Source organism: Pseudomonas sp. JC1203 (assembly GCF_056175065.1).
In genome coordinates this window covers 115,994-137,807 of sequence record NZ_JBWCAM010000021.1, presented here as the reverse complement: position 1 = coordinate 137,807, position 21,814 = coordinate 115,994, and the positions used below count along the sequence as shown (strand labels likewise).

At 65.6% G+C, this 21,814-nt stretch carries 14 protein-coding genes and 1 rRNA gene; 8 read left to right on the top strand and 7 right to left on the bottom strand.

The annotated features are described in order from the left end of the window. A 5S ribosomal RNA gene (gene rrf, locus AC0SZ7_RS26330) occupies positions 1-100 on the top strand; the annotation flags it as partial. A gap of 169 nt (positions 101-269) precedes the next feature. On the opposite strand, the gene mksF is transcribed toward rrf, so the two are convergent. From mksF to mksB, 3 genes are read right to left on the bottom strand one after another with little or no spacing between them, the layout of a single operon-like run. After that, positions 270-3,104: an Mks condensin complex protein MksF gene (gene mksF / locus AC0SZ7_RS26325; protein WP_475507123.1), complete on the bottom strand. Its 2,835-nt coding sequence runs from the start codon at positions 3,102-3,104 to the stop codon at positions 270-272. Beyond that, complete coding sequence (gene mksE, locus AC0SZ7_RS26320) at positions 3,101-3,769, bottom strand: Mks condensin complex protein MksE (RefSeq protein WP_475507122.1); 669 nt, start codon at positions 3,767-3,769, stop codon at positions 3,101-3,103. Before mksE ends, mksF begins: the two co-directional genes overlap by 4 nt. Next, positions 3,759-5,048, bottom strand: a complete 1,290-nt coding sequence (gene mksB, locus AC0SZ7_RS26315) for an Mks condensin complex protein MksB (RefSeq protein WP_475507121.1) — start codon at positions 5,046-5,048, stop codon at positions 3,759-3,761. Before mksB ends, mksE begins: the two co-directional genes overlap by 11 nt. Positions 5,049-5,213: 165 nt before the next feature. Between mksB and AC0SZ7_RS26310 the strand changes: the two genes are divergently transcribed. Together AC0SZ7_RS26310 and rimI are read left to right on the top strand one after the other, a co-directional pair. Beyond that, a complete protein-coding gene (locus tag AC0SZ7_RS26310; RefSeq protein ID WP_475507120.1) occupies positions 5,214-5,990 on the top strand; it encodes an energy transducer TonB in 777 nt (258 codons plus the stop codon). Continuing rightward, positions 5,983-6,435 (top strand): ribosomal protein S18-alanine N-acetyltransferase, encoded by a 453-nt coding sequence (gene rimI, locus AC0SZ7_RS26305; RefSeq protein ID WP_455925582.1) that lies wholly within the window; start codon positions 5,983-5,985, stop codon positions 6,433-6,435. The genes AC0SZ7_RS26310 and rimI overlap by 8 nt, the downstream gene beginning before the upstream one ends. A gap of 4 nt (positions 6,436-6,439) precedes the next feature. Here the strand turns inward: rimI and AC0SZ7_RS26300 are convergent, their stop codons facing one another. Continuing rightward, the gene (locus AC0SZ7_RS26300) at positions 6,440-7,216 is read right to left on the bottom strand and encodes a TatD family hydrolase (protein ID WP_475507119.1); all 777 of its coding nucleotides are present in this window, start codon (positions 7,214-7,216) and stop codon (positions 6,440-6,442) included. Between the two features lie 3 nt (positions 7,217-7,219). Next, positions 7,220-8,215 (bottom strand): catabolite repressor/activator, encoded by a 996-nt coding sequence (gene cra / locus AC0SZ7_RS26295; protein WP_475507118.1) that lies wholly within the window; start codon positions 8,213-8,215, stop codon positions 7,220-7,222. Positions 8,216-8,554: 339 nt separating this feature from the next. Here cra and ptsP point away from each other — a divergent pair, with 339 nt between their 5' ends. From ptsP to AC0SZ7_RS26270, 5 genes are all read left to right on the top strand, one after another. Further along, positions 8,555-11,428, top strand: coding sequence for a phosphoenolpyruvate--protein phosphotransferase (gene ptsP / locus AC0SZ7_RS26290; RefSeq protein WP_475507117.1), 2,874 nt, complete (start codon positions 8,555-8,557; stop codon positions 11,426-11,428). Continuing rightward, positions 11,428-12,369 (top strand): 1-phosphofructokinase, encoded by a 942-nt coding sequence (gene pfkB, locus AC0SZ7_RS26285; RefSeq protein ID WP_475507116.1) that lies wholly within the window; start codon positions 11,428-11,430, stop codon positions 12,367-12,369. Before ptsP ends, pfkB begins: the two co-directional genes overlap by 1 nt. A gap of 11 nt (positions 12,370-12,380) precedes the next feature. Beyond that, a complete protein-coding gene (locus tag AC0SZ7_RS26280) occupies positions 12,381-14,117 on the top strand; it encodes a PTS fructose-like transporter subunit IIB (protein ID WP_475507115.1) in 1,737 nt (578 codons plus the stop codon). 811 nt (positions 14,118-14,928) lie between these two features. Further along, positions 14,929-15,207: a hypothetical protein gene (locus tag AC0SZ7_RS26275; protein WP_475507114.1), complete on the top strand. Its 279-nt coding sequence runs from the start codon at positions 14,929-14,931 to the stop codon at positions 15,205-15,207. A gap of 50 nt (positions 15,208-15,257) precedes the next feature. Next, positions 15,258-16,811 (top strand): alkaline phosphatase D family protein, encoded by a 1,554-nt coding sequence (locus AC0SZ7_RS26270; protein ID WP_475507113.1) that lies wholly within the window; start codon positions 15,258-15,260, stop codon positions 16,809-16,811. A 102-nt stretch (positions 16,812-16,913) separates the two neighbouring features. On the opposite strand, the gene AC0SZ7_RS26265 is transcribed toward AC0SZ7_RS26270, so the two are convergent. Continuing rightward, positions 16,914-19,286, bottom strand: a complete 2,373-nt coding sequence (locus tag AC0SZ7_RS26265) for a PepSY domain-containing protein (RefSeq protein ID WP_475507112.1) — start codon at positions 19,284-19,286, stop codon at positions 16,914-16,916. 115 nt (positions 19,287-19,401) lie between these two features. Next, positions 19,402-21,705: a TonB-dependent receptor gene (locus AC0SZ7_RS26260; RefSeq protein WP_475507111.1), complete on the bottom strand. Its 2,304-nt coding sequence runs from the start codon at positions 21,703-21,705 to the stop codon at positions 19,402-19,404. Positions 21,706-21,814 lie beyond the last annotated feature (109 nt).

Sequence of the window (21,814 nt, the reverse complement as noted above, 5' to 3'; positions counted from 1 at the left end):
CATTGGAACCACCTGATCCCATCCCGAACTCAGTAGTGAAACGATGCATCGCCGATGGTAGTGTGGGGTTTCCCCATGTGAGAGTAGGTCATCGTCAAGATTAAATTCCGAAACCCCCATCTGCGAACGCAGGTGGGGGTTTTGTCTTTTTGGCGTTCAACAATATTTCCGGTAACCTCTGACGCGGCCTGCGGCCGCTGCTACGGGGTGTTGCGGGCACAAAAAAACCACCCAAGAGGGTGGTTTTTTGTCATTCCATCAAGCTCACATCAAGCCGAAACCTCTTCAGCCTCATCATCCACAACCACCGCCTTCACCGCATCGTGACGACGGATGTACTTCCAGTCCGACTCATCGATATAGATGCCGTTAGGCCCGCTACCGCCTTCCAGGTCGATGGCCACATGGGCCGAGACCTGCGGTTTCACACTGGCCAGGATAGGCACGAAGCCCAGCTGCTGGCTGGTCTCCAGCAGCGCCGACTGGTTACGTTCGTCGATGTCCGCTGCCTCGTCCAGGTAGTACGGCAGGCGAATGCGGCCGGCCAGGTCGCGGTCCATCAAGTGCAGCAACAAGTACATGTTGGTCAGCGCCTTGATGGTCATGGTGGTGCCGTTGGAGGCAGCGCCGTCGATGTCGGTGTGAATCACCGGCTGGCCATGCACCTTGGTGATCTCGAAGGCCAGTTCGAACAGGTCCTTCAGGCCCAGCTGGTTATGGTTGGCGGCCACCAGGCGGGCCAGGTATTCCTTGGCCTCTTCGTTCTTGTTGTCCTGCTCGGCGCTCTGGCTGAGGTCGAACACCGACAACGTCTCGCCTTCCTCGTACTGCCCGGCGCTGTGGATAATCTGATCGATATGCTTGAGCGCTTCCTTGTTGGGGGCCAACACGATGCGGAAGCTCTGCAGGTTCGACACCTGGCGCTTGTTGATCTCGCGGTTGAACAACGCCAGCTGGTGTTCGAGGCTGTCGTAGTCGCTGCGGATATTGCGCAGGGTACGGGCAATGTCGGTAACGGCTGCGCGGCGGGCCTTGGCCAGGGTCAGGGCTTCTTCGCTGCGGTGGTCATAGGCGTTGATCAGCAGTTGCAGGCGGCGCTCCATGTCGTCTTCGCTGTCGAACTTGGCCACACCTTTCAGGCGCACTTGCGCGTACAACGCTTCAATCTGACCGTCGACGCGCTGCAGGCCTTGCCAGCTGTCCTGGTAGTCGTTCAGCAGCGGCAGCAGGTTGTCCATGGAATCATCCACGGCTTCCATGAACGGCGTGCCGAACGGCAGGTCGGCGGGCAGCAGCTGGCGGCGGCGCAGGGCGTCGTCCAGGGTGCGCTGCTTGGCTTCCATGTCGGCGATCTGCCGGCCTACCAGTTGCAGCTTGGCCGACAGCTGCTGGACGCGTTCGGTAAAGGCGTCGCTGGAGCGCTTGAGTTCGTCCTGGGCGGCTTCCATCTGCGCCAGCTGTTCCAGCTTGTCGCCTTCCTCGGCGCTCAGGGTCTGGGCGCGGCGGAAGTCTTCCAGGGCTTTCTGGGCATCCAGCACCTGTTGGTACAGGGCCTCGGTCTGCTCTTTGCTGGCTGCACGGTCGGAGGCCACGGCCTGCTGGGTCTTGAGCTGCTTGAGCTCTTTTTCCAGGCGCTCTTTCTGCTCGCGCAGGGCAGCGCGGTCGGCCAGGGCCTGCAGGGCAGGGGGCTCGATGTGCGACAGGTCGATGGAAATACCCGGCACTTCGAAGCGTTCACCCTTGAAGCTATCCAGGATGGCTTCCAGCGATTTCACCCAGGCGTCGCTGTCGTCCAGGGCAATGCCCTGCTCACCCAGCGGCAGGCTGAACAGCGCGCTGTTGAACAGGCGCATCAGGCGTTCCACGTCCTGCTGCGAGAATTCTTCACGCAGGCGGGCGTAGCTGTTGTTGTCGGCGTGGTCCAGTTGCTGACGGACCGACTTCAAGCGTTTTTCCAGGTCGCGCAGGCGCTCTTCCAGGTCTTCGGCACTGAACTGACGGGACTGCGCCAAGGCACCGGCGAGCTCGTCGTGGGCGTCCTTGGCGGCCAGCAGTTGCTGCTCCAGCACCTTCACGTCAGCCACCAGGGCAAAGCGGTGCTTGAGCACCGACAGCTCGCCCAACCAGCGCTGCACGCCAGTAATCTCGCGCTCAAGGCGCATCAGCTCCTGGGTGCCGCCGCGCTGGTTGTTCTGCAGCGCGTCCTGTTCCTTGCGGTAGTGCTCGGCGTGGATGACCAGCTCTTCCTTGCGCGCGCCGGAGTAGTCCTGCCAGGTGCCCAGCAGCGAATCCAGCACCGGCGAGATGCGGTGCAGCTTGCCGCGCAGAATGTCGCGCTGCCGCACGCCGTTGGCCAAGGCCTCGACCAGCGGGCCGGCGGACACCAGCGAGTTGTAGTCCTGCTCCATGCGGCGCACGTCGCGGAAGGCTTCTTCGCACGCGGCAATGTAGTCGACGCTGCCCGAACGCAGGCTGTGCTCGAAAGCATCGAGGAACAGCTGCTTGAGCTTGGCCGCGGTGATCTCGCGCATGTGCAGCAGGTTGATGAACAGCGCACGGAAGGTCTTCAGGCTCTGCTCGCTGGTGGAACGCAGCGGAATCAGGGTCAGGTCCAGCGGCACCGAGGTGTGGCCGCCCACCAGCAACCGGCGCAGTTCGTCCGGCTTGAGCTCGTAGGCCTTCAGGCCATTGCGCTCCAGGTTGCTGAACAGCTCTTTCTGGCGCAGGCAGGTGTCATTCTTCTGGTAGTGGGCCAGGTCCAGTTCACCCTTGTAGGCAAAGAACTGGTGACCGAAGCCGCCACCCGGGCCGCGGCCTACCACGCCAATCACGTGGGGGCCGTGGGGCAGCGACACTTCGCAGAGGATATAGCTGGTGTCGCTGGCAAAGTAGAAGCGCCGCGACTGCTCAAGGCTGTACTTGCCGAAGCTCATGTCCGACATGCGCGCCAGAATCGGGAACTGCAGCGCGTTGATCGAGGCGGACTTGCCCAGGTTGTTGGCACCGTACACCGACAGCGGGTTTTCCAGCGGGAACAGGCCCAGGCTGTAGCCGGCGGTGTTCAGCAAGGCGAAGCGGCGGATGCCGTAGCGTTCCTGGCTCATGCGTCGATCTCCTGTTCTTCTGCAATGGCGCGTGCCAGCGCATCTTCTTCCGACTCTTCGTCGTCGATGACAATGATGTCGTCGTCATCCACCAGCACCGGCGTCGGCAATGGCAGGTCGCTGTGCAGGCTGGCCGCCAGGTTGCGGTCCTGCTGCACCGACAGGCACACGTCGAGGAAGCGGTGCATCGGCGGCAGGAAACGGTACACGCCGTTCTCCTCGCCGGCGAAGCCCAGTTGGGTCATGCGCCGCATGATCTTCTCTTCCAGCTCTTCCGGGGTTTGCACCTCGGCCTGCAGGAACAGGTCACGGTATTTTTCCAGCAGCGAAGGCAGCTCGTCGCGGCCAATGCTGCCGCCGTCGAGCACGGCCATGGGGTCGCGGCCCTGGTCGGCCAGGTGTTCTACCAGGATGAAGGTGAACAGCGACAGGCGCTGGGCAGTCTTGTTGACCTGGGCGGCAGCCTGCTCGGGCACGAAGTAGTAGAAGCCGCGGGTGTCGCACACCAGCTCGAAACCCAGGGCGCGGAACAGGCCGCGGTACTGGTCCTGCAGGTTGGACAGCTGGGCGTAGAGTTCCGGGTCCCGGCGGCTGATGTGGAAGCCCTTGTACAGCTCGCGAAAGATCGGCGCCAGCTGGGACATTTCGGACAGATCAAGATTCATGTGCAGTGCTCGCAGAGGGTTCCAGCGGGGCCGCCAACGGCGTGTCGGCGCTGGAAAGCAGGGCGAAGGAGCGCAGGCTGACGCGGTGCTCCAGGGTGTGGTATTCGCGGCGCTCCAGGCGCTCGCGGGCAAAGCGCTTGTCCCGCGACAGGCGCGAGAACCAATACAGCAGCTCGTCGGTGGCGCCCTCGGGTTCCTGCTCCAGCAGCCACACCATCAGGTCGGGCAGCGGCAGGGCGTCCTCGCAGCGGTCGAGCATTTCCTTGACCGTGCGCGGCGCCTTGGGCGCCTCGCCGTCGCGCACCTTGTGCGCCTTGGGGAACTGCGCCGGCTTGGCCTCGAAGCGCGCCAGGGCGTACACGTAGGCCTCCACCTGGCTGGCACTGCCGAGGAAAGTGCTCTGCGGCCGGGTGAACATCGGCATCGCCGCCTGGGGCACGGCGTCCAGGCCCTTGCGGCGAATGGCCGACAGGGCCAGCGCCGCGCCGCGGGTCACGGCGTTGTGCCGGCGCGCTTCTTCACGCAGCGGCAACAGCAGCTCGCGGGCGTGACGCAGGGTCAGCTGGGCGCGGGTCTGCATTTCAAGGATGCGCGCGTGGGTGCGCAGCAACATGTCGTCGTCCACCAGGTGGCCCAGGCGCTGCTGCTCGGTGAGCATGCGCAACAGCACGTTCTCCACCTTGCGCACGCCCTGCTCGAACGCGCCATCGGCGTTCACCAGCTGGATCATCGGCTCCACGTACTCGTCCCAGGTGGCCAGCACCTCGGCGTAGCGTTGGCGCAGCGGGATCTGCCGGTCGCTGGTCTTGGCGCGCTCGGCCACGGCCACCAGGGCCTGCTCGTCGTTGTCGAGCTTTTTCAGCACGTCGCGTATACGCATGTCCAGCAGGCGCAGTTGGCGGGCCAGGTCGTTGCCATCGCGAATGTCGAAGGCGTCCTGAATGTGCCCGGCCAACCGCTCCAGGTGGCGCAGGTAAGCTTCGATCTCCAGGCACAGGCCCAGGCGGTGCTCACGGCGCAGGTAGGCGAGGAAGTCGTGGATCTGGGCGTTGAGCTCGAAACGGTTCGGGCTCTTGGCCACTGGCACCAGGATATCCAGGCGGATCCACACATCCAGCACCGCGGTAATTTCCTGCGGCGTGGCGTCCACTTGCTGGGCTGCCACCTGCTGGCGAAGTTCGCTCAGGCTCAGCGTGCCCTGGTCAAAATGGGCGCACAGCGGTTCCAGCAAGGCCCAGTGTTCGGCGAGTGCGCGCAAGACGCGCTTGGGTTCGATCATTGGATGGCCGACTCGTTGCCAAATAAAAGCGCCGATTGTACTGCATCAGTCGCCCTATCATTGAGCCCCTGATCGACTTGCCGCAGGTTTGTGCGCATCAACTGCGGCGCGGCGCACAGAACGGCGGTAGAATTGGCGTTTAACTTATCCACAGATGGCCGCGCCTTGTTAATCGAATCCAGTCGCCGCGCCTACCTTGCCGCCATGCAGGTGGTGCAATGGTTGCCGCGCACCGAATTGCCATTCGCCGCACCTTCGCGCCCGGAACTGCTGGCCCCGCCGGAACCGCTAGAGCCGCCGCCGGTGGCGGTGCAGGCCCCTGCGGGTGCGGCTGCAGCGCCGGTGGCTCGCGCGCCTGAACGGCCAAAAATCGAGGTGCCGCGGCCCACGCCCAAGGCCGCCAGCAAGCCGGTGGTCGAGCCCGAAGCCGCGCCCGTGGCCCCCAAGGTGGTGCAAGCGCCGCCGCCGCGTTTCGCCCTGCAACTGCTGCGCGCCGGTGCCTGCCTGATCCTGGTGGAACTGCCCACCGGCGAGCCGTTCCAGAGCCGCGACCCGGCCTACCTGTTGCTCAAGGACATGCTGCGTGCCGCCGGCCTGCCCGACGCGCCGCAAATCATCGGCGAGCCGGTGCGCTGGCCGCTGCTGGTGCGTGGCAACCTTGACCAGGGCCCGGAAGCTGCGCGCGATTTCGTCCAGGGCTTTGTCCTGGCGCGCCTGGAAGACGCCCCCTGCGCCTGCCTGTGGCTGGTGGGCCTGCCGGCCGTGCGTTTCGCCGGCGAGGCCGCTGCCGAAGATTATTACCGTGAGTTGCAGGTGGAAGGGCTGGGCAGCGCCTGGTGCCTGCCGGGCCTGGAACTGTTGATGGACGAGCCGCACCGCAAGGCGGACGTCTGGAAAGCCATGCGCCAACTGATGGCGCGCTGGAAACCGAATAATGAGTGATGCCGTAACCTTCCGCCGCATGACCGAGGCGGACCTTGAAGCTGTCCTGAAGATCGAATACGCCGCCTACAGCCACCCCTGGACCCGCGGCATCTTCCTCGACGGGCTGAAGTCCTATGAAATCTGGCTGATGTTCGAAGGCCAGCAGCAGGTCGGCCACGGCGTGATCAACGTGATCATCGACGAAGCGCACCTGCTCAACATCACCGTCAAGCCCGAAAGCCAGGGCCGCGGCCTGGGCCTGCGCTTGCTGGAGCGGCTGATGAGCCGTGCCTATGAAATGAACGGCCGCGAATGCTTCCTGGAAGTACGAGACAGCAACCGTTCGGCCTACCGCCTGTATGAGCGCTTCGGCTTCAACGAGATCGGCCGTCGCCGCGATTACTATCCGATTGCCGGCGGCCGCGAAGACGCGCTGGTAATGGCCTGCACCCTGTTCGAATAACCCGCTACCAGTTGAACAGTGCGCACGCGTTGGCCGTGCTGGCCGCGCCCAGCGCCTGCGCCTCCACCCCCATCAGTTCGGCCAGCACCTGGGCAATCTGCGGCAAGTGCTCGGGGCTGTTGCGCTGGCCGGCGAACATCACCGGGGCCATGTCCGGCGCGTCGGTTTCCAGCACCACCGCCTCCAGCGGCAGGCGCGCCACGGTCTTGCGCAGCTTTACTGCCTGCGGCCAGGTGGCCGCGCCGCCCAGGCCCAGCTTGAACCCCAGCTTCATGTACTCGCGGGCTTCCTCGTAGCTGCCGGCAAAGGCATGGATGATGCCGCCGCGTTTGAGCTTGAAGCGTTTGAGGGTGGCGATCACCGCCGCGTGGCTGCGGCGCACGTGCAGCAACACCGGCAACTCGAACTCGGCCGCCAGTGCCAGCTGGGCTTCGAACAGCACCTGCTGGCGGTCGCGGTCCAGGTCCTCAAGGAAATAGTCCAGGCCAAATTCGCCCACCGCGCACAGCTGCCGGTGCCCTGCCAGGCGCGCCAGCCAGTCGCCCAATTCCTGCGCATGGGCGGGTGAATGTTCTTCCAGGTAGACGGGGTGCAGGCCCAGGGCGGCATACAGCTGCCCGTCGCCTTGCACCAGGTCCCACACCCGCTGCCAGTTGGCCTGGTGCACGCCCAGCACCACCATGCGTTCCACGCCAAGGGCGCGGGCGTTGGCCAGCAGGGCAGGGCGATCGACGTCGAAATCCGGGAAATCCAGATGCGTGTGGGTGTCGATCAGCCCCATGGCTCAGGCCTCGAAGATGCGCTGCTTGAAGGTACGGGCGATGGCGTGCACGCCAGGCCGGTACTCATTGCGTTCCACCGCTGCCAGCGCCAGTTCCAGCGCGGTGCTGGCGATCAGGTCGTGCTGCTGGCCCATGGCATTTATGGGCAAGGGCAGGAAGTCCAGCAGCTGGGTGTCGCCGAACGTGGCCAGGTGCAGCGACGGGAACTCGGCCTGGTGGCCCTGCAACACATCGAACACGCCTTGCAGCAGCACGTAGGAAGTGGTCACCAGCGCCTCGGGCAGGTGCCCCAGTTGCTCGATCAGTTGCAGCATCGACTGGCGGCCGCATTCACGGCTGAACGACTCGCCTTCCGAAACCAGCACTTTGCCTTTGAAACCTTCCACCGCCTGGTGGAAGCCGGCGGCGCGCTCGCGGCTGATGCTCAGCTCGGGGCGCGCGGCAATCAGGGCGATGTCCTTGGGCGCCGGGCGCAGAATGCTGCTGGTCAGTTGCAGGGCAGCGTTGCGGTCATCGCTGACCACCGAGCAGAACCGGGTTTCGTCCAGCACCCGGTCAATGGCCACCACCGGCATGCCCTTGTCCTGCAATTCCAGGTAGCTGGTGTCGCCGGGCGGCAGGCAACTGGCCACGAACAGCGCGTCGCAGCGGCGCGCCTTGAACAGCTGCTGCAATTGCAGCTCGCTGGCCGGCTCGTCGTCGGAACTGGCGATAAGCAATTGGTAGCCATGCTCGCGCGCACGTTTTTCCAGGCGCTTGGCAATGCGCGCGTAGCTGGGGTTTTCCAGGTCGGGCAGGATAAAGCCCAAGGTGCGCGTGTGGCGGCTGCGCAGGCCGGCGGCCTGGGGGTTGGGCGTGAAGCCATGCTCCTGCACCACCGCCTGCACACGTTCGACAGTGGTCTTGCTGATGCGCTGCTGTTGCGCCTTGCCGTTGATCACATAGCTGGCGGTGGTCACCGACACTCCGGCCAGGCGGGCAATATCACTGAGTTTCAACCGAGTATTCCTTGTTATACGGCGCGTTCAACGCGCAGGCCTACGCATTTTTCACGATCATGCGGTGCGGTGGCAGGCGACTAATGTCGCAGCGCCGCCGTCAGTTGGGCTTCAATGCCTGAAGATTATCGGGTAACGTGCCTGTCATTCTAGGTTAAACGATTCAGCTTGAACGTTTTCTGCCGAAAATTTTCTGTCGGACCGGTCAGGTAATGGTTCGCGGGAGGCAGGCTGATGGGCATCAACCAGCCAGGGGCTGACCAGGCCGTGATTTCGGCCCTATGCTGAACCCTTAAAACAAGACTTCTGCATCCGCCGGATGCCGCAAAGGAGATTGGCATGCTCGAGCTCACTATAGAGCAGATATCCATGGGCCAGGTTGCTGTGGATAAACCCGCCGCCCTGCACCTGCTGGCCGACAAACTGGTGGCTGATGGCCTGGTTGCCGAGGGCTACCTGGCCGGCCTGCAAGCCCGTGAAGCTCAGGGCTCGACGTTCCTGGGGCAGGGCATTGCCATTCCCCACGGCACCCCCGACACCCGCGACCTGGTGCATGCCACCGGCGTGCGCCTGCTGCAGTTCCCCGAGGGCGTGGACTGGGGTGATGGCCAGATCGTGTACCTGGCCATCGGTATCGCCGCCAAGTCCGACGAACACCTGCGCCTGCTGCAACTGCTGACCCGCGCCCTGGGCGAGACCGACCTGGGCCAGGCGCTGCGCCGCGCCAGTAGCCCCGAAGCGCTGTTGAAGCTGCTGCAGGGCGCGCCGCAAGAACTGGCGCTGGACGCGCAAATGATCAGCCTTGGCGTCGCCGCCGAAGACTTCGAAGAGCTGGTGTGGCGTGGTGCCCGCCTGCTGCGCCAGGCCGACTGCGTTAGCAACGGCTTCGCCGCTATTCTGCAGCAGGTCGAGGCGCTGCCCCTGGGCGATGGCCTATGGTGGCTGCACAGCGAACAGACGGTGAAAAAGCCCGGCCTGGCCTTCGTTACCCCACAGCAACCGCTGCGCTACCTGGGCCAGCCGCTGACCGGGCTGTTTTGCCTGGCCAGCCTGGGCGAGGCCCACCAGGCCCTGTTGGAACGCCTGTGTGCATTGCTGATTGAAGGCCGTGGCCAGGAATTGGGCCGCGCCACTAGCACCCGCGCGGTGCTGGAAGTGCTGGGCGGCGAGCTGCCGGCCGACTGGCCCAGCGCGCGCATCGGCCTGGCCAACGCCCACGGCCTGCATGCGCGCCCGGCGAAAGAGCTGGCGCAACTGGCCAAGAGCTTCGACGGTGAGATCCGCCTGCGCGTGGTCGACAGCCATGAGCCGGCGGTGTCGGCGAAAAGCCTGAGCAAGCTGCTGAGCCTGGGCGCCCGTCGTGGCCAGGTGCTGGAGTTCATCGCCGAACCGGGCATTGCCAACGACGCCCTGCCGGCCCTGCTGGCCGCCGTGGAAGCTGGCTTGGGCGAAGAAGTCGAGCCGCTGCCGCTGGTGGTGGAAACCACCGTGGTGCAGGTGGAAGAAGTGGTCGTCATCGCGCCCAAGCTGCAGGCGCCGGTGGCCGGCCAGCAGATCAACGGCATTGCCGCCGCGCCGGGCATCGCCATGGGCCCGGCCCATGTGCATGTGCTGCAGGAATTCGATTACCCGCTGCGTGGTGAATCCCATGACATCGAACACCAGCGCCTGCAAGGCGCGCTGGTGCAGGTGCGCGAAGACATCGAAGGCCTGATCCGCCGTAGCCCCGCCAAGGCTATCCGCGAAATCTTCGTCACCCACCAGGAAATGCTCGACGACCCGGCCCTGACCGACGAAGTGGCCGGCCGCCTCAAGCAGGGCGAAAGTGCCCCCGCAGCCTGGATCAGCGTGATCGAAGCCGCCGCCGTGCAGCAGGAAAGCCTGGCCGACGCGCTGCTGGCCGAGCGCGCTGCCGACCTGCGCGACATCGGCCGTCGAGTGCTGGCGCAATTGTGTGGCGTGGCCAGCCTCGACGAGCCGAACCAACCCTACATTCTGGTGATGGATGAAGTCGGCCCCTCCGATGTGGCGCGCCTGGACCCGGCCCGCGTGGCCGGCATTCTCACCGCCCGCGGTGGCGCCACCGCCCACAGCGCTATCGTTGCCCGCGCGCTGGGCATTCCGGCCATCGTTGGCGCCGGCGACGCCGTGTTGCTGCTGAAATCGGGCTGCCCGCTGCTGCTCGACGGCCAGCGCGGCCAACTCATCGTCGACCCCAGCGACGAGGTGCGCCAACAGGCCATCGAAGAACGTGAACAGCGCGCCCGCCGCCAGGAAGCCGCCAACGCTCGTCGCCTGGAAACCGCGGTCACCCGCGACGGCCACGCGGTCGAGGTGTTCGCCAACATCGGCGAAAGCGCCGGCGTGAAGTCCGCCGTGGAGCAGGGCGCCGAAGGCGTCGGCCTGCTGCGCACCGAGCTGATTTTCATGGCCCACGCCCAGGCCCCCGACGAGGCCGTGCAGGAAGCCGAATACCGCCGCGTGCTCGACGGCCTGGCCGGCCGGCCGCTGGTGGTGCGCACCCTCGACGTGGGCGGTGACAAGCCGCTGCCGTATTGGCCAATTGCCAAGGAAGAAAACCCCTTCCTCGGCGTGCGCGGCATCCGCCTGACCCTGCAACGCCCCGACGTCATGGAAAGCCAGCTGCGGGCACTGTTGCGCGCTGCCGACAACCGCCCGCTGCGCATCATGTTCCCCATGGTGGGCAGCGTTGAGGAGTGGCGCCAGGCCCGCGACATGACCGAGCGCCTGCGCCTGGAAATTCCGGTGGCCGACCTGCAACTGGGCATCATGATCGAGGTGCCGTCTGCCGCCCTGCTGGCGCCGGTGCTGGCCAAGGAAGTGGACTTCTTCAGCGTCGGCACCAACGACCTGACTCAGTACACCCTGGCCATCGACCGTGGCCACCCGACCCTGTCGGCCCAGGCCGACGGCCTGCACCCGGCGGTGCTGCAACTGATCGACATCACCGTGCGGGCCGCCCACGCCCATGGCAAATGGGTGGGCATCTGCGGCGAACTGGCCGCAGACCCTGTAGCCGTGCCGCTGCTGGTGGGCCTGGGGGTGGATGAATTGAGTGTCTCGGCGCGCAGCATTGCCGAGGTGAAGGCCGGGGTCCGCGAGTTGACCCTGAGCGAAGCGAAAGGCCTGGCGCAGACCGCGCTGGGCCTGGGCAGCGCCCTTGAGGTGCGCGCCTTGGTGGAGAACGCCTGATGGCCAAGATTCTGACCCTCACCCTGAACCCGGCGCTGGACCTGACCGTGGAGCTCAACAGCCTGCTGGTAGGCGACGTCAACCGCAGCACGGCCATGCACAGCCACGCCGCCGGCAAGGGCGTAAACGTCGCCCAGGTGCTGGCCGACCTGGGCCATGAACTGACCGTGGCCGGCTTCCTCGGCCAGGACAACGCGCTGCCGTTCGAAGCGCTGTTCAAGGCCCGTGGCTTTACCGACGAATTCATCCGCGTACCGGGCGAGACCCGCAGCAACATCAAGCTGGCCGAAAGCGGCGGGCGCATCACCGACCTCAATGGCCCCGGCGCCTTCGTCGATGACGACGCCCAGGCGGCGTTGCTCAAGCGCCTGGAGCAGATCGCCCCCGGCCACGACGCCGTGGTGGTGGCCGGCAGCCTGCCGCGGGGCATCAACGCCCAGTGGTTGCAGGCGTTGCTGGAGAAACTGGTGGGCATGGGCCTGAAAGTGGCCCTGGACACCAGCGGCGCTGCGCTGCGCGCAGGCCTGGCCACGCAACCGTGGCTGATCAAACCCAACACCGACGAGCTCAGCGAAGTGTTCGGCGAGCGCATCGACACCCCGGCGCAACAGGCCGCCGTGGCCAAGCGGTTGCACGCCCAGGGCATCGAAAACGTGGTCATCTCCCAGGGCGCCCTGGGCGTCACCTGGTTCAGTGGCCAGCCCACCCTGCAAGCGCTGCCGCCCACTGTCGATATTGCCAGCACCGTGGGCGCCGGCGACTCGCTGCTGGCCGGCATGGTGCATGGCCTGCTCAGCGGCAGCGCGCCTGAGCAAGCCCTGTGCACCGCCACGGCCATCGCCGCCATGGCGGTCAGCCAGATCGGTTTCGGCATCAGTGACCACGCCCTGCTGGCGCGGCTCGAAAGCGGCGTCTGCGTACGCACGCTGACAGAACAATAAGAGGGATTGCGATGAAACTTGCCATTGTCACGGCCTGCCCCAGCGGCCGCGTCTCCAGCGTGCTCAGCGCCCGCCTGCTCGACGCCGTGGCCCAGCGCCAGGGGTGGAGCACCAGCGTCGAAGTGCATGACCCGCAACACCCGGAAAACAAACTTTCGCCGGCAGCCATCGAAGCCGCCGACTGGGTGCTGGTGGTCAACACCGGGCCCATCGACCTGAGCCGCTTCGTCGGCAAGCGCCTGTTCCAGAGCACGCCTGCCGCCGCCTTGCAGGACGCCGACGGCTTCCTGCGCCAGGCCGCTGAACAGGCCCGCGTGCATGAGGCGCAAGCGCCGGTGGCCACGGCCGCCGTGGCCAGCGACCGCGCCCCGCGCCTGGTCGCCATCACCGCCTGCCCAACGGGCGTTGCGCACACCTTCATGGCCGCCGAGGCCCTGCAGACTGCCGCCAAGCAGAAGGGCTACGACCTGCAGGTCGAAACCCAGGGCTCGGTAGGCGCGCGCAACCCGCTCAGCGCCGCTGCTATCCAGGACGCCGACGTGGTGCTGCTGGCCGCCGACATTGACGTGGCCACCGAGCGTTTCGCCGGCAAGCGCATCTACCGTTGCGGCACCGGCATCGCCCTCAAGCAGGCCGCGTCCATCCTCGACAAGGCCCTGGCCGAAGGCAAGCCCGAGTCGGCAGCGGCAGGGGCGAATGCCGCCCCGGCCAAGCAGGAAAAGACCGGCGCCTACAAACACCTGCTCACCGGCGTGTCGTACATGCTGCCCATGGTGGTGGCGGGCGGCCTGATGATCGCCCTGTCGTTCGTGTTCGGCATCACCGCCTTCAAAGAACCCGGTACCCTGGCCGCCGCCCTCATGCAGATTGGCGGCGAAAGTGCCTTCAAGCTGATGGTGCCATTGCTGGCGGGCTACATTGCCTATTCCATCGCCGACCGCCCGGGCCTGGCCCCCGGCATGATCGGCGGCCTGTTGGCCAGCACCCTGGGCGCAGGCTTCATCGGTGGCATTGCCGCAGGCTTCATCGCCGGCTACGCGGCCAAGGCTATCAACCGCTATGCGCGGCTGCCGGCCAGCCTTGAAGCGTTGAAACCGATCCTGATCATCCCGCTGCTGGCCAGCCTGTTCACTGGCCTGGTGATGATTTACGTGGTGGGCAAGCCGGTGGCCGGCATGCTCGAAGCGCTCACCCACTTCCTCGACAGCATGGGCACCACCAACGCCATCCTGCTGGGCGTGCTGCTGGGTGGCATGATGTGCGTCGACCTGGGCGGGCCGATCAACAAGGCCGCCTACGCCTTCTCGGTGGGCCTGCTGGCCTCGCAAAGCTACGCGCCCATGGCTGCCACCATGGCCGCCGGCATGGTGCCGCCCATTGGCCTGGGCATCGCCACCTTCCTGGCCCGGCGCAAATTCGCCCAAAGCGAGCGCGAAGCCGGCAAGGCCGCGCTGGTGCTGGGCCTGTGCTTCATTTCCGAAGGCGCCATCCCGTTCGCCGCCAAGGACCCGCTGCGCGTCATCCCCGCCAGCATCGCCGGCGGCGCGCTTACCGGCGCGTTGTCCATGTACTTCGGCTGCAAACTCATGGCGCCCCACGGCGGCCTGTTCGTGATGCTCATCCCCAACGCCATCAACCACGCCTTGTTGTACCTGCTGGCCATTACCGCTGGCGCGCTGGTGACGGCGGTGGTGTATGCGGTGATCAAGAAGGCTGAAGTGGTGGAGCTGACGGCGGAGCCGGCCTAAAGGCAGCAGCGGCCGCGCAAGGATCGGGCACCGCGGACGCCGCCTGCGGCGACGTTCTGTAGCAGCGGCCGCCAGGCCGCGTCCGAGGGCCCCGCGCAATGATCGGGCACCCTGCAAATCGCGGACGCCGCCTGCGGCAGCTGCTTCGTGACCACGGCTGTACTTGTGAGGTGATGGTTGCTAGAGTGCTGGCATTGGCCTTTGAGCCCTTTGCTTCACCTAGTGCGTTTAACGCCTAGAAAAAACCCGCCTATTGGCGGGTTTTTTCGTTTAGGGCTGTCGAGCACAATCCCGTAGCAGTGGCCGGCAGGCCGCGTCCGAGGGGCCCGCGCAATCATCGGGCACCCTGCACACCGGGGATACGGGGTTGTGCCTGTCTTGCGATTCAATCACGGCCACCACCGGCCGCCCGCGCGGCCTGTCGCGAGCAAGCTTTGCTCCCACATTTGCTGCAACGCACCATGGCCTGTGGGGTTGGCGTTGCCTGCCTTGTTTGTTCGGTAGCAGATCTGGGTGGGGCTACATCGACAGCCTGTCAGACCCCATGGAACCCGGGCTGTAGGACGTTTCCCAAGTTGCTTTCTGGGGGTTGTAGGTGCCTCCAAACAGGGGGATATTGCCCTCCGTCATCCACACGGATGGCCGGGTTTGACAGCTCGAATCCCTATCTACTATTTCCATGCACGTAGCGGTAGCTGTGCGCGGGGCGCCCATCTGGGTGCGCCGGGGGGTGGTAGATACTTCGGTCTGTCAACCCGCGCACAGCCGCCACCCATTTCGGGCGTGGCCCACCTTATCAACGGAATGTCCCATGTCTGACTTTTTACCCTGCGACAGCAACTGCACCTCCAACCCGGTCCTGTTCATCGATGCCGATGCGCCCATGGCTGACCTGTTCCAGTTCGCCGACTCCCGTGTGCGTGCCGTGCGTGACATTCTCAAGAGCCTGGCCAGCATGGGCTACCGTTCGCTGGACGACGATGACCTGGGCCACTTCGCCACCGGTTGCGCGCTGCTGCTGGAAAACGGCTGCGATGCCCTGAGCGTCTACGGTCAACGCCTGCAGCGGGGCGCTGTCACACCCGCTTAACCCGCATGCGCTCTACTGACCCCTTTTCTGCGAACAGGGAGCCTTGCGCCATGACCGATTTCACCTTCGCCCGCCGCCGTCTGCTGCAAGTGGCTGGCGCTGGCCTGCTGTTGCCGGGCCTGGCGCCGGCCGTGATTGCCTCGGTGAAGGACCGCCCGCAGCTGACCGACGGCGTGCAGTCCGGCGACCTGCTGGGGGACAAGGCCATGGTCTGGAGCCGCACCGACCGGCCAGCGCGCATGGTGGTGGAGTGGGACACCCGCAGCGTGTTCAGCAACCCGCGCCGCTTCATCTCGGCGCTGGCCGATGCGCGCACCGACTTCACAGCGCGGGTGGAGTTGAGCGGGCTGCCGGTGGACCAGGCTATTTTCTACCGCGTCACCTTCGAAGACGCCCAGACCGGCGTCGCCAGCGAGCCCTGGTTCGGCCACCTGCGCAGCGCGCCCAGCCAGCGCCGCGACATTCGCTTCGTGTGGAGCGGCGACACGGTGGGGCAGGGCTTCGGCATCAACCCGGACATCGGCGGCATGCGCATTTACGAAGCCATGCGCCTGCGCCTGCCGGACTTCTTCATTCACAGCGGCGACACCATCTACGCCGACAGCCCGGTGCCCGCGCAGCTGACGGTGGAAGGCGGGCGCATCTGGCGCAACATTACCACCGAGGCCAAGAGCAAGGTGGCCGAGACCCTGGACGAATACCGCGGTAATTACCGCTACAACCTGCTGGATGAAAACGTGCGCCGCTTCAACGCCGAGGTGCCGCAGATATGGCAGTGGGACGACCACGAGGTGATCAACAACTGGTCGCCCAGCAAGCAACTGGACGAGCGCTACCAGACCCGCGACATCAACGTGCTGGTGAGCCGCGCGCGCCAGGCGTGGCTGGAGTATTCGCCCATGCGCCGCCAGCAGGCCGACAACGGCGGGCGCATCTACCGCAAGCTCAGCTACGGGCCGCTGCTGGATGTGTTCGTGTTGGACATGCGCAGCTACCGCGGCGGCAACAGCGCCAACCTGCAGGAACAGATGAACGCCGACAGCGCCTTCATGGGCCGCGCGCAACTGGACTGGTTGAAGCAGCAGTTGAAGGCCTCCACCGCGCAGTGGAAGGTGGTGGCGGCCGACATGCCCATCGGCCTGGGCGTGCCGGACGGCGAGGTAAGCCCGGGCGTGGAGCGCTGGGAAGCCATCGCCAACAACGACCCGGGCGCGCCGAAGGGCCGCGAGCTGGAAATGGCCGAGCTGCTGGCCTTCCTGCGCGACAACAAGGTGCGCAACCATGTGTGGCTGACGGCGGACGTGCATTACTGCGCGGCCCATCACTACCACCCCGACCGCGCAACGTTCCAGGACTTCGAGCCGTTCTGGGAGTTCGTTGCCGGGCCCCTGAACGCCGGGGCGTTCGGGCCCAACGCGCTGGACAAGACCTTCGGCCCCGAAGTGGTGTTCCAGAAGGCGCCGCCTTCGCAGAACAGCTCGCCGTTTGCCGGCTTCCAGTTCTTTGGCGAGGTGGGCATTGAAGGGCAGAGCGGGGAATTGACGGTGACGTTGCGCGATCTGGATGGCGTGGCGGTATTCGCGCAGAAGCTGCAGCCTGCATAAATCTCAAACGCATCTGTGGGAGCTGGCTTGCCAGCGAGTTGTTGAGGCCCGAAAAGCTCGCTGGCAAGCCAGCTCCCACAGAAGTCAGTTGCTACGGCAGAATCAATACACGTCCCGCCGATAACGCCCCTGCTCGCTCAGTGACTCCACCGTCGCCTCGCCCAGCACCTCGCGCAGCGCTTCATCCACGCCACCCGCCATGCCCTGCAGGCTGCCGCACACGTAGATCAGCGCGCCTTCGGCCACCCACTCGCGCACCTCGCGGGCGTTTTCGCGCACGCGGTCCTGCACGTAGATTTTCTTTGCCTGGTCGCGGGAGAACGCCAGGTCCAGGCGCTGCAGTTCACCGCTGGCCAGCCAGCCTTGCAGCTCGTCCTGGCAGAGGAAGTCATGGCTCGCGTTGCGCTCGCCGAAGATCAGCCAGTTGCGCTCGCGGCCCTTGGCCAGCCGCGCCTTGAGCAGGCTGCGCAGCCCGGCAAGGCCGGTGCCGTTGCCGATCAGAATGACTGGCGCGTTGTCACGCGGGGCATGGAAACCGGCATTGCGGCGCACGTGCAGGCTGATGGCCGCGCCCACCGGCGCATGCTCGGTCAGCCAGCCCGAACCCAGGCCCAGGCTGCCGTCGGGGTGGCGTTCCTGGCGCACGATCAGCTCCAGGCGGCCATCGCTCGGTACTGAGGCAATGGAGTATTCCCGCGCCTGGGTTTGCAGCGGCACGTCGGTGCTCAGGCGCGGCATTATTTCCACCAGGTCGCCGGCTTCCCAGCTATGCGGCGCCGGCGGCGTCAGGCCCAGCAGGTACACCGGCGCGCCCTGGCTTTGCGGGTTGAGCAGGCGGCGCTCGCTCAAGGTCCAGTCTTCATACAGCGGCGCTTGCCAGGCCATGATTGGCTGGGCGCCGGTGAGCTGGCCCAGTTGTTCCTGCCAGTGCTGCAGCGCCTGTGCATTGCCGCTGTCCACTTCCACCGGGGTGAACGCATGGCGCGCACCGCGCGCGCCCAACCACTGGTGCAGGCGCTGGCCGAAGCCGCAGAAGTGCTGGTACTGGCGGTCGCCCAGGGCCAGCAGTGCGTAGTTCAAATGCTCCAGCGGCCAGGCCTGGCCGAGCACCTTGCGTTCGAACGCGCGGGCGCTGTCGGGCGCCTCGCCGTCGCCGAAGGTGCTCACCACGAACAGCGCGTTGCTGGCTTGGCGCAGGTCCTGCTCGCCCAGGCGTGCCAGCGGTTCAACGCGCACGGCGATGCCGGCGGCCTGCAGTTGGCCGGCGCTTTGCCAGGCCAGTTGTTCGGCGAAACCGCTCTGGCTGGCGAAGCCGATCAACCAGGCGTCGCCCTGCGCGGTGCCTGCGTCCAGGCCCTGGCGGGCGGCGCGCACCTGGCGTTTCTTGCGGCGCCGGTCCAGGTACAGCAGCCAGCCGGTGACGAAGAACAGCGGCATGGTCAGCGCGGCCAGGGTGTTCAAAATGCGCCCGGCCAGGCCGAAGTAACTGCCCACGTGCAGCGCGTAGACGCTGTCCAGCAACTGGCCACCCAGGGCCTTGTCGGCGAAGCGCTCGTGGCGGCGTACCTTGCCGGTCATGGGCTCGATGGTCATGCTGTTGAACGCCCGTTCATGGGGCGCATCCTTCAGCAGGTAGAACACCGTCACCGGCTGGCCCTGTGGCGCCAGGCGCAGGTTGTACGCGCTGAGGCCCGGGCCGGCTTCGTTGCGAATGCTGTCCCACACCGCGTCGTAGTTGATGTCCACCGGGCCGCTGGGCGGGGTGGGGCGCTGCATGCGGCCACCGCGCTGCTGGCCCTTGGGGGCATCGCCCAGCATGGCGGTCAGGCCCTCGCGCACCCAGTCGTAGGACCAGAACAGCCCGGTCACCGACAGCAGCAGGTAGAAGAACAGCACCCAGGTGCCGGCCACCGCGTGCAGGTCCCAATTGAACGCGCGGCCCTTCTTGGCCCAGTCCAGCGTCAGCCAGGCGCGCCAGTTCAGCGCCTGGCGCGGCCAGCGCAGGTACAGGCCGGACAGGCAGAAGAACACCAGGATCAGCGTGCACGCCCCGGTGATGTTCTTGCCCACCTCGCCCATGGCCAGGAACCGGTGCAGTTGCAGGGTGAAACCGAAGAAGCCTTCGCCGACCACGTCGCCCAGCAGCTCGCCGTTGTAGGCATTGAAATAGCGCAGTTCGCCGCGACGTTGGCCCGGCGGCGGGCTGAAGAATACCCGCGAAGCCAGGCCGGTGTCGGTTTCCACCCACACTGCTGCGATGGATTTGCCCTGGGCGGCGGCAAGTTTGGGCACCAATACCGAAGGCGGCAGCACACCGCTGTCCTGTACCTGCACCTTGAGGGTGGTGGGGTTCAGGGCCTGCATTATTTCGTCCTGGAAGGACACCATCGCACCGGTCACGCCCATCAGGGCCAGGATCAGGCCTGCGGTGATGCCGAAAAACCAGTGCACTTGAAACAGTGTTTTCTTCAACACCTTAATCACCTTGCCAAATCTGGCGTGCAGTATGCCGCATTGGTTGCGAACAAGTCTCAAACACGCAAAAGCCCCGCTCAACCAGTGAGCGGGGCTTGCGGGCACTTCCGGGCTATCAGAAGTGGAAGTTGGTGCTGAACAACACGGTGCGGCCGGCGGCCTGGTTGGCGAAGTGCGCGGCGTAGGCCTTGTCGTAGTAGACCTTGTCGGTCAGGTTCTGCACGTTCAGCTGGAAGTCGACGTTCTTGCTCAGCTTGTACGCGGCCATGGCGTCGTAGCGGGTGTAGGACGGTACGTACACGGTGTTGGCCGTGTCACCCCACACTTCGCCCACGTAGAACGCACCGCCACCGATGGTCAGCTTCGGCGCCACCTGGTAGGTGGTCCACAGGCTGGCGCTGTGTTTCGGCGTGTTCGGCAGTTCCTTGCCATCGGTGGCGGCGCCACCGGTGATCTGGCCGTTACGGCCCGACAAGCCACCGCTGAGGATTTCGCTGTCCAGGTAGCTGTAGCCGGCGAACACCTGCCATTTTTCGGTGATCTTGCCGGTGGCCGACAGCTCGAAACCGTCGACGCGGGTCTTGCCGGCGTTCTCGTAGGTGTTGGTGGCGGTCAGTACCCGGGTGTTTTCCTTCTCGGTGCGGAAAATGTCAGCGGTCAGCGACACGCGGTCCTGGAACACGTCCCACTTGGTGCCGATCTCGTAGTTCTTGGTGGTCTCGGGCTCCAGGTCGCTCTGGATGGTGCTGTTGCCGGCGGTCAGCGGGTTGCCGTCCACGCCTTCGTTGAGCATGGCGCCGGGCGGGGTGGCCGAAGTGGCGAACGAGGCGTAGATGCTGCCGTTGTCGGTCGGCTTGAACACCAGGCCAGCCTGCCAGTTCCAGAAGTTGGAATCGTTCTTGGTCTTGCCGGTGGTGTCGCTGTCAGCCTTGGTGTCGAAGCTGTCGTAGCGCGCGCCCAGGTTCAGCAGCCATTGCGGGTCCAGCTCGATGGTGTCGAAGGCATAGATGGCACGGGTGTTGGCCGTGGTCTTGGTGCCCTGGTAGTTGCGGGTGATGGTGCCGGTGTAGGCATCGTCCGGGTTCGGGTTGCTCAGCGAGGTGCAGGTGCCGCCGTTGGTTTCGCCTGGCTGGCAACCGGTGCCGCCTGGGGAGGTGGCGCCCGGGTTGCTGTTGGCCGGGTTGGCGAAGGTGTAGCCGGTCACGTGGCTGACTTCACGGGTGAATTCCACACCGGTGGAGTAGTTGTTCTTGAACCCCAGCGCGTTGAACTCGCCAAACAGGTCGGTCTGGTTGGTGGTGGTTTCAGTGGTGCTGACGCGGGCGTTGGCACGGCGCCACACGGTGCCGTACTGGTTGACGTTCTTCTGGCTGTCGTCAGGCTGGGTCAGGATGTAGTCCTGGCCGGTGCTGCCGTGGCGCAGGGTGTTCTTCAGCGTCATGGTGTCGCTGAAGTCATGCTCGAACGAAATGGTGCTGATGTCGGCGCGGGTCTTGCGGAAGTCGCGGTCCTTCAGGCCGTAGAAGTTGTTGCTGTCGCCGCCGTCGGTAGGCTTGTCGTGTACGTGGGCGGTGGCGGTGGATGAGCTGTAGCCGTACGGAATGCCCGAGTCCGGCAGGTCGTTGCTTTCCACGTGGTAGTAGCTGAGGTTCAGGCGGTTCTCGGTGCCCAGGCCGAAGGTCACCGACGGTGCCACGCCCCAACGGTCGTAGTTCACCGCGTCGCGGCCGGCCACGTTCTGCTCGTGGCTCATCAGGTTCAGGCGGAACGCGGCGGTGTCGAGGAACTTGCGGTTCACGTCCAGGGTGTAGCGGCGGGTCTGGTCGGAGCCGTAGGTGAAGCCACCGTCGAGGAAGTCGCGGTCCTGGGGCAGCTTGCTCACCAGGTTGATGCTGCCGCCGGCCGAGCCGCGGCCGCCGAACGCCGAGTTCGGGCCCTTGCTGACTTCCACCGATTCGATGTCGAAGATTTCGCGGGTCTGCGCGCCAGTGTCGCGCACGCCGTCCAGGTAGGTGTCGCTCTGGGCGTCGAAGCCGCGGATGAACGGGCGGTCACCCTGCGGGTTGCCGCCTTCACCGGCACCAAAGGTAATGCCGGGCACGGTGCGCAGCGCGTCCTGCAGCGAAGTGGCGGCAGTGTCCTTGATCACTTGCTGGGGAATGACAGTAACCGAGCGTGGCGTGTCGGTGAGCGGCGCGGTGTATTTGCTCGAAGCCGATTTGGTGGTCTGGTAGGAAGGCTCTTGTGCCTCGCCGGTGATGCTGGTGGCGCCCAGCGAAATGGCACCGTTCTGCTTGGCGTCGGTGTCTTCGGCGGCTTGTGCGAACTGCGCGGCCGAGGCGGCGCCCAGCGCCATGCCGATGGCGGAAACCAGCAGGCGCGGCGAGCTGACAGGAACGTAATCGTGTTGGCGTGACATTGTTTTTGGCCTTCCCCAAGGTGTTCGAGGCGGCGGAATGTAGGGTAAATGAAATTAGGTATCAATTGCGACAAGGTGCTATCCGCACTGAATTTACATTCTTTACACA

Bases quoted from the DNA above. Each gene is read 5' to 3' on its own strand.
- mksF (WP_475507123.1), bottom strand. From the start codon at position 3,104: ATGAGCCAGGAACGCTACGGCATCCGCCGCTTCGCCTTGCTGAACACC.
- mksE (WP_475507122.1), bottom strand. From the start codon at position 3,769: ATGAATCTTGATCTGTCCGAAATGTCCCAGCTGGCGCCGATCTTTCGC.
- mksB (WP_475507121.1), bottom strand. From the start codon at position 5,048: ATGATCGAACCCAAGCGCGTCTTGCGCGCACTCGCCGAACACTGGGCC.
- rimI (WP_455925582.1), top strand. From the start codon at position 5,983: ATGAGTGATGCCGTAACCTTCCGCCGCATGACCGAGGCGGACCTTGAA.
- AC0SZ7_RS26300 (WP_475507119.1), bottom strand. From the start codon at position 7,216: ATGGGGCTGATCGACACCCACACGCATCTGGATTTCCCGGATTTCGAC.
- ptsP (WP_475507117.1), top strand. From the start codon at position 8,555: ATGCTCGAGCTCACTATAGAGCAGATATCCATGGGCCAGGTTGCTGTG.
- pfkB (WP_475507116.1), top strand. From the start codon at position 11,428: ATGGCCAAGATTCTGACCCTCACCCTGAACCCGGCGCTGGACCTGACC.
- AC0SZ7_RS26280 (WP_475507115.1), top strand. From the start codon at position 12,381: ATGAAACTTGCCATTGTCACGGCCTGCCCCAGCGGCCGCGTCTCCAGC.
- AC0SZ7_RS26275 (WP_475507114.1), top strand. From the start codon at position 14,929: ATGTCTGACTTTTTACCCTGCGACAGCAACTGCACCTCCAACCCGGTC.
- AC0SZ7_RS26270 (WP_475507113.1), top strand. From the start codon at position 15,258: ATGACCGATTTCACCTTCGCCCGCCGCCGTCTGCTGCAAGTGGCTGGC.
- AC0SZ7_RS26260 (WP_475507111.1), bottom strand. From the start codon at position 21,705: ATGTCACGCCAACACGATTACGTTCCTGTCAGCTCGCCGCGCCTGCTG.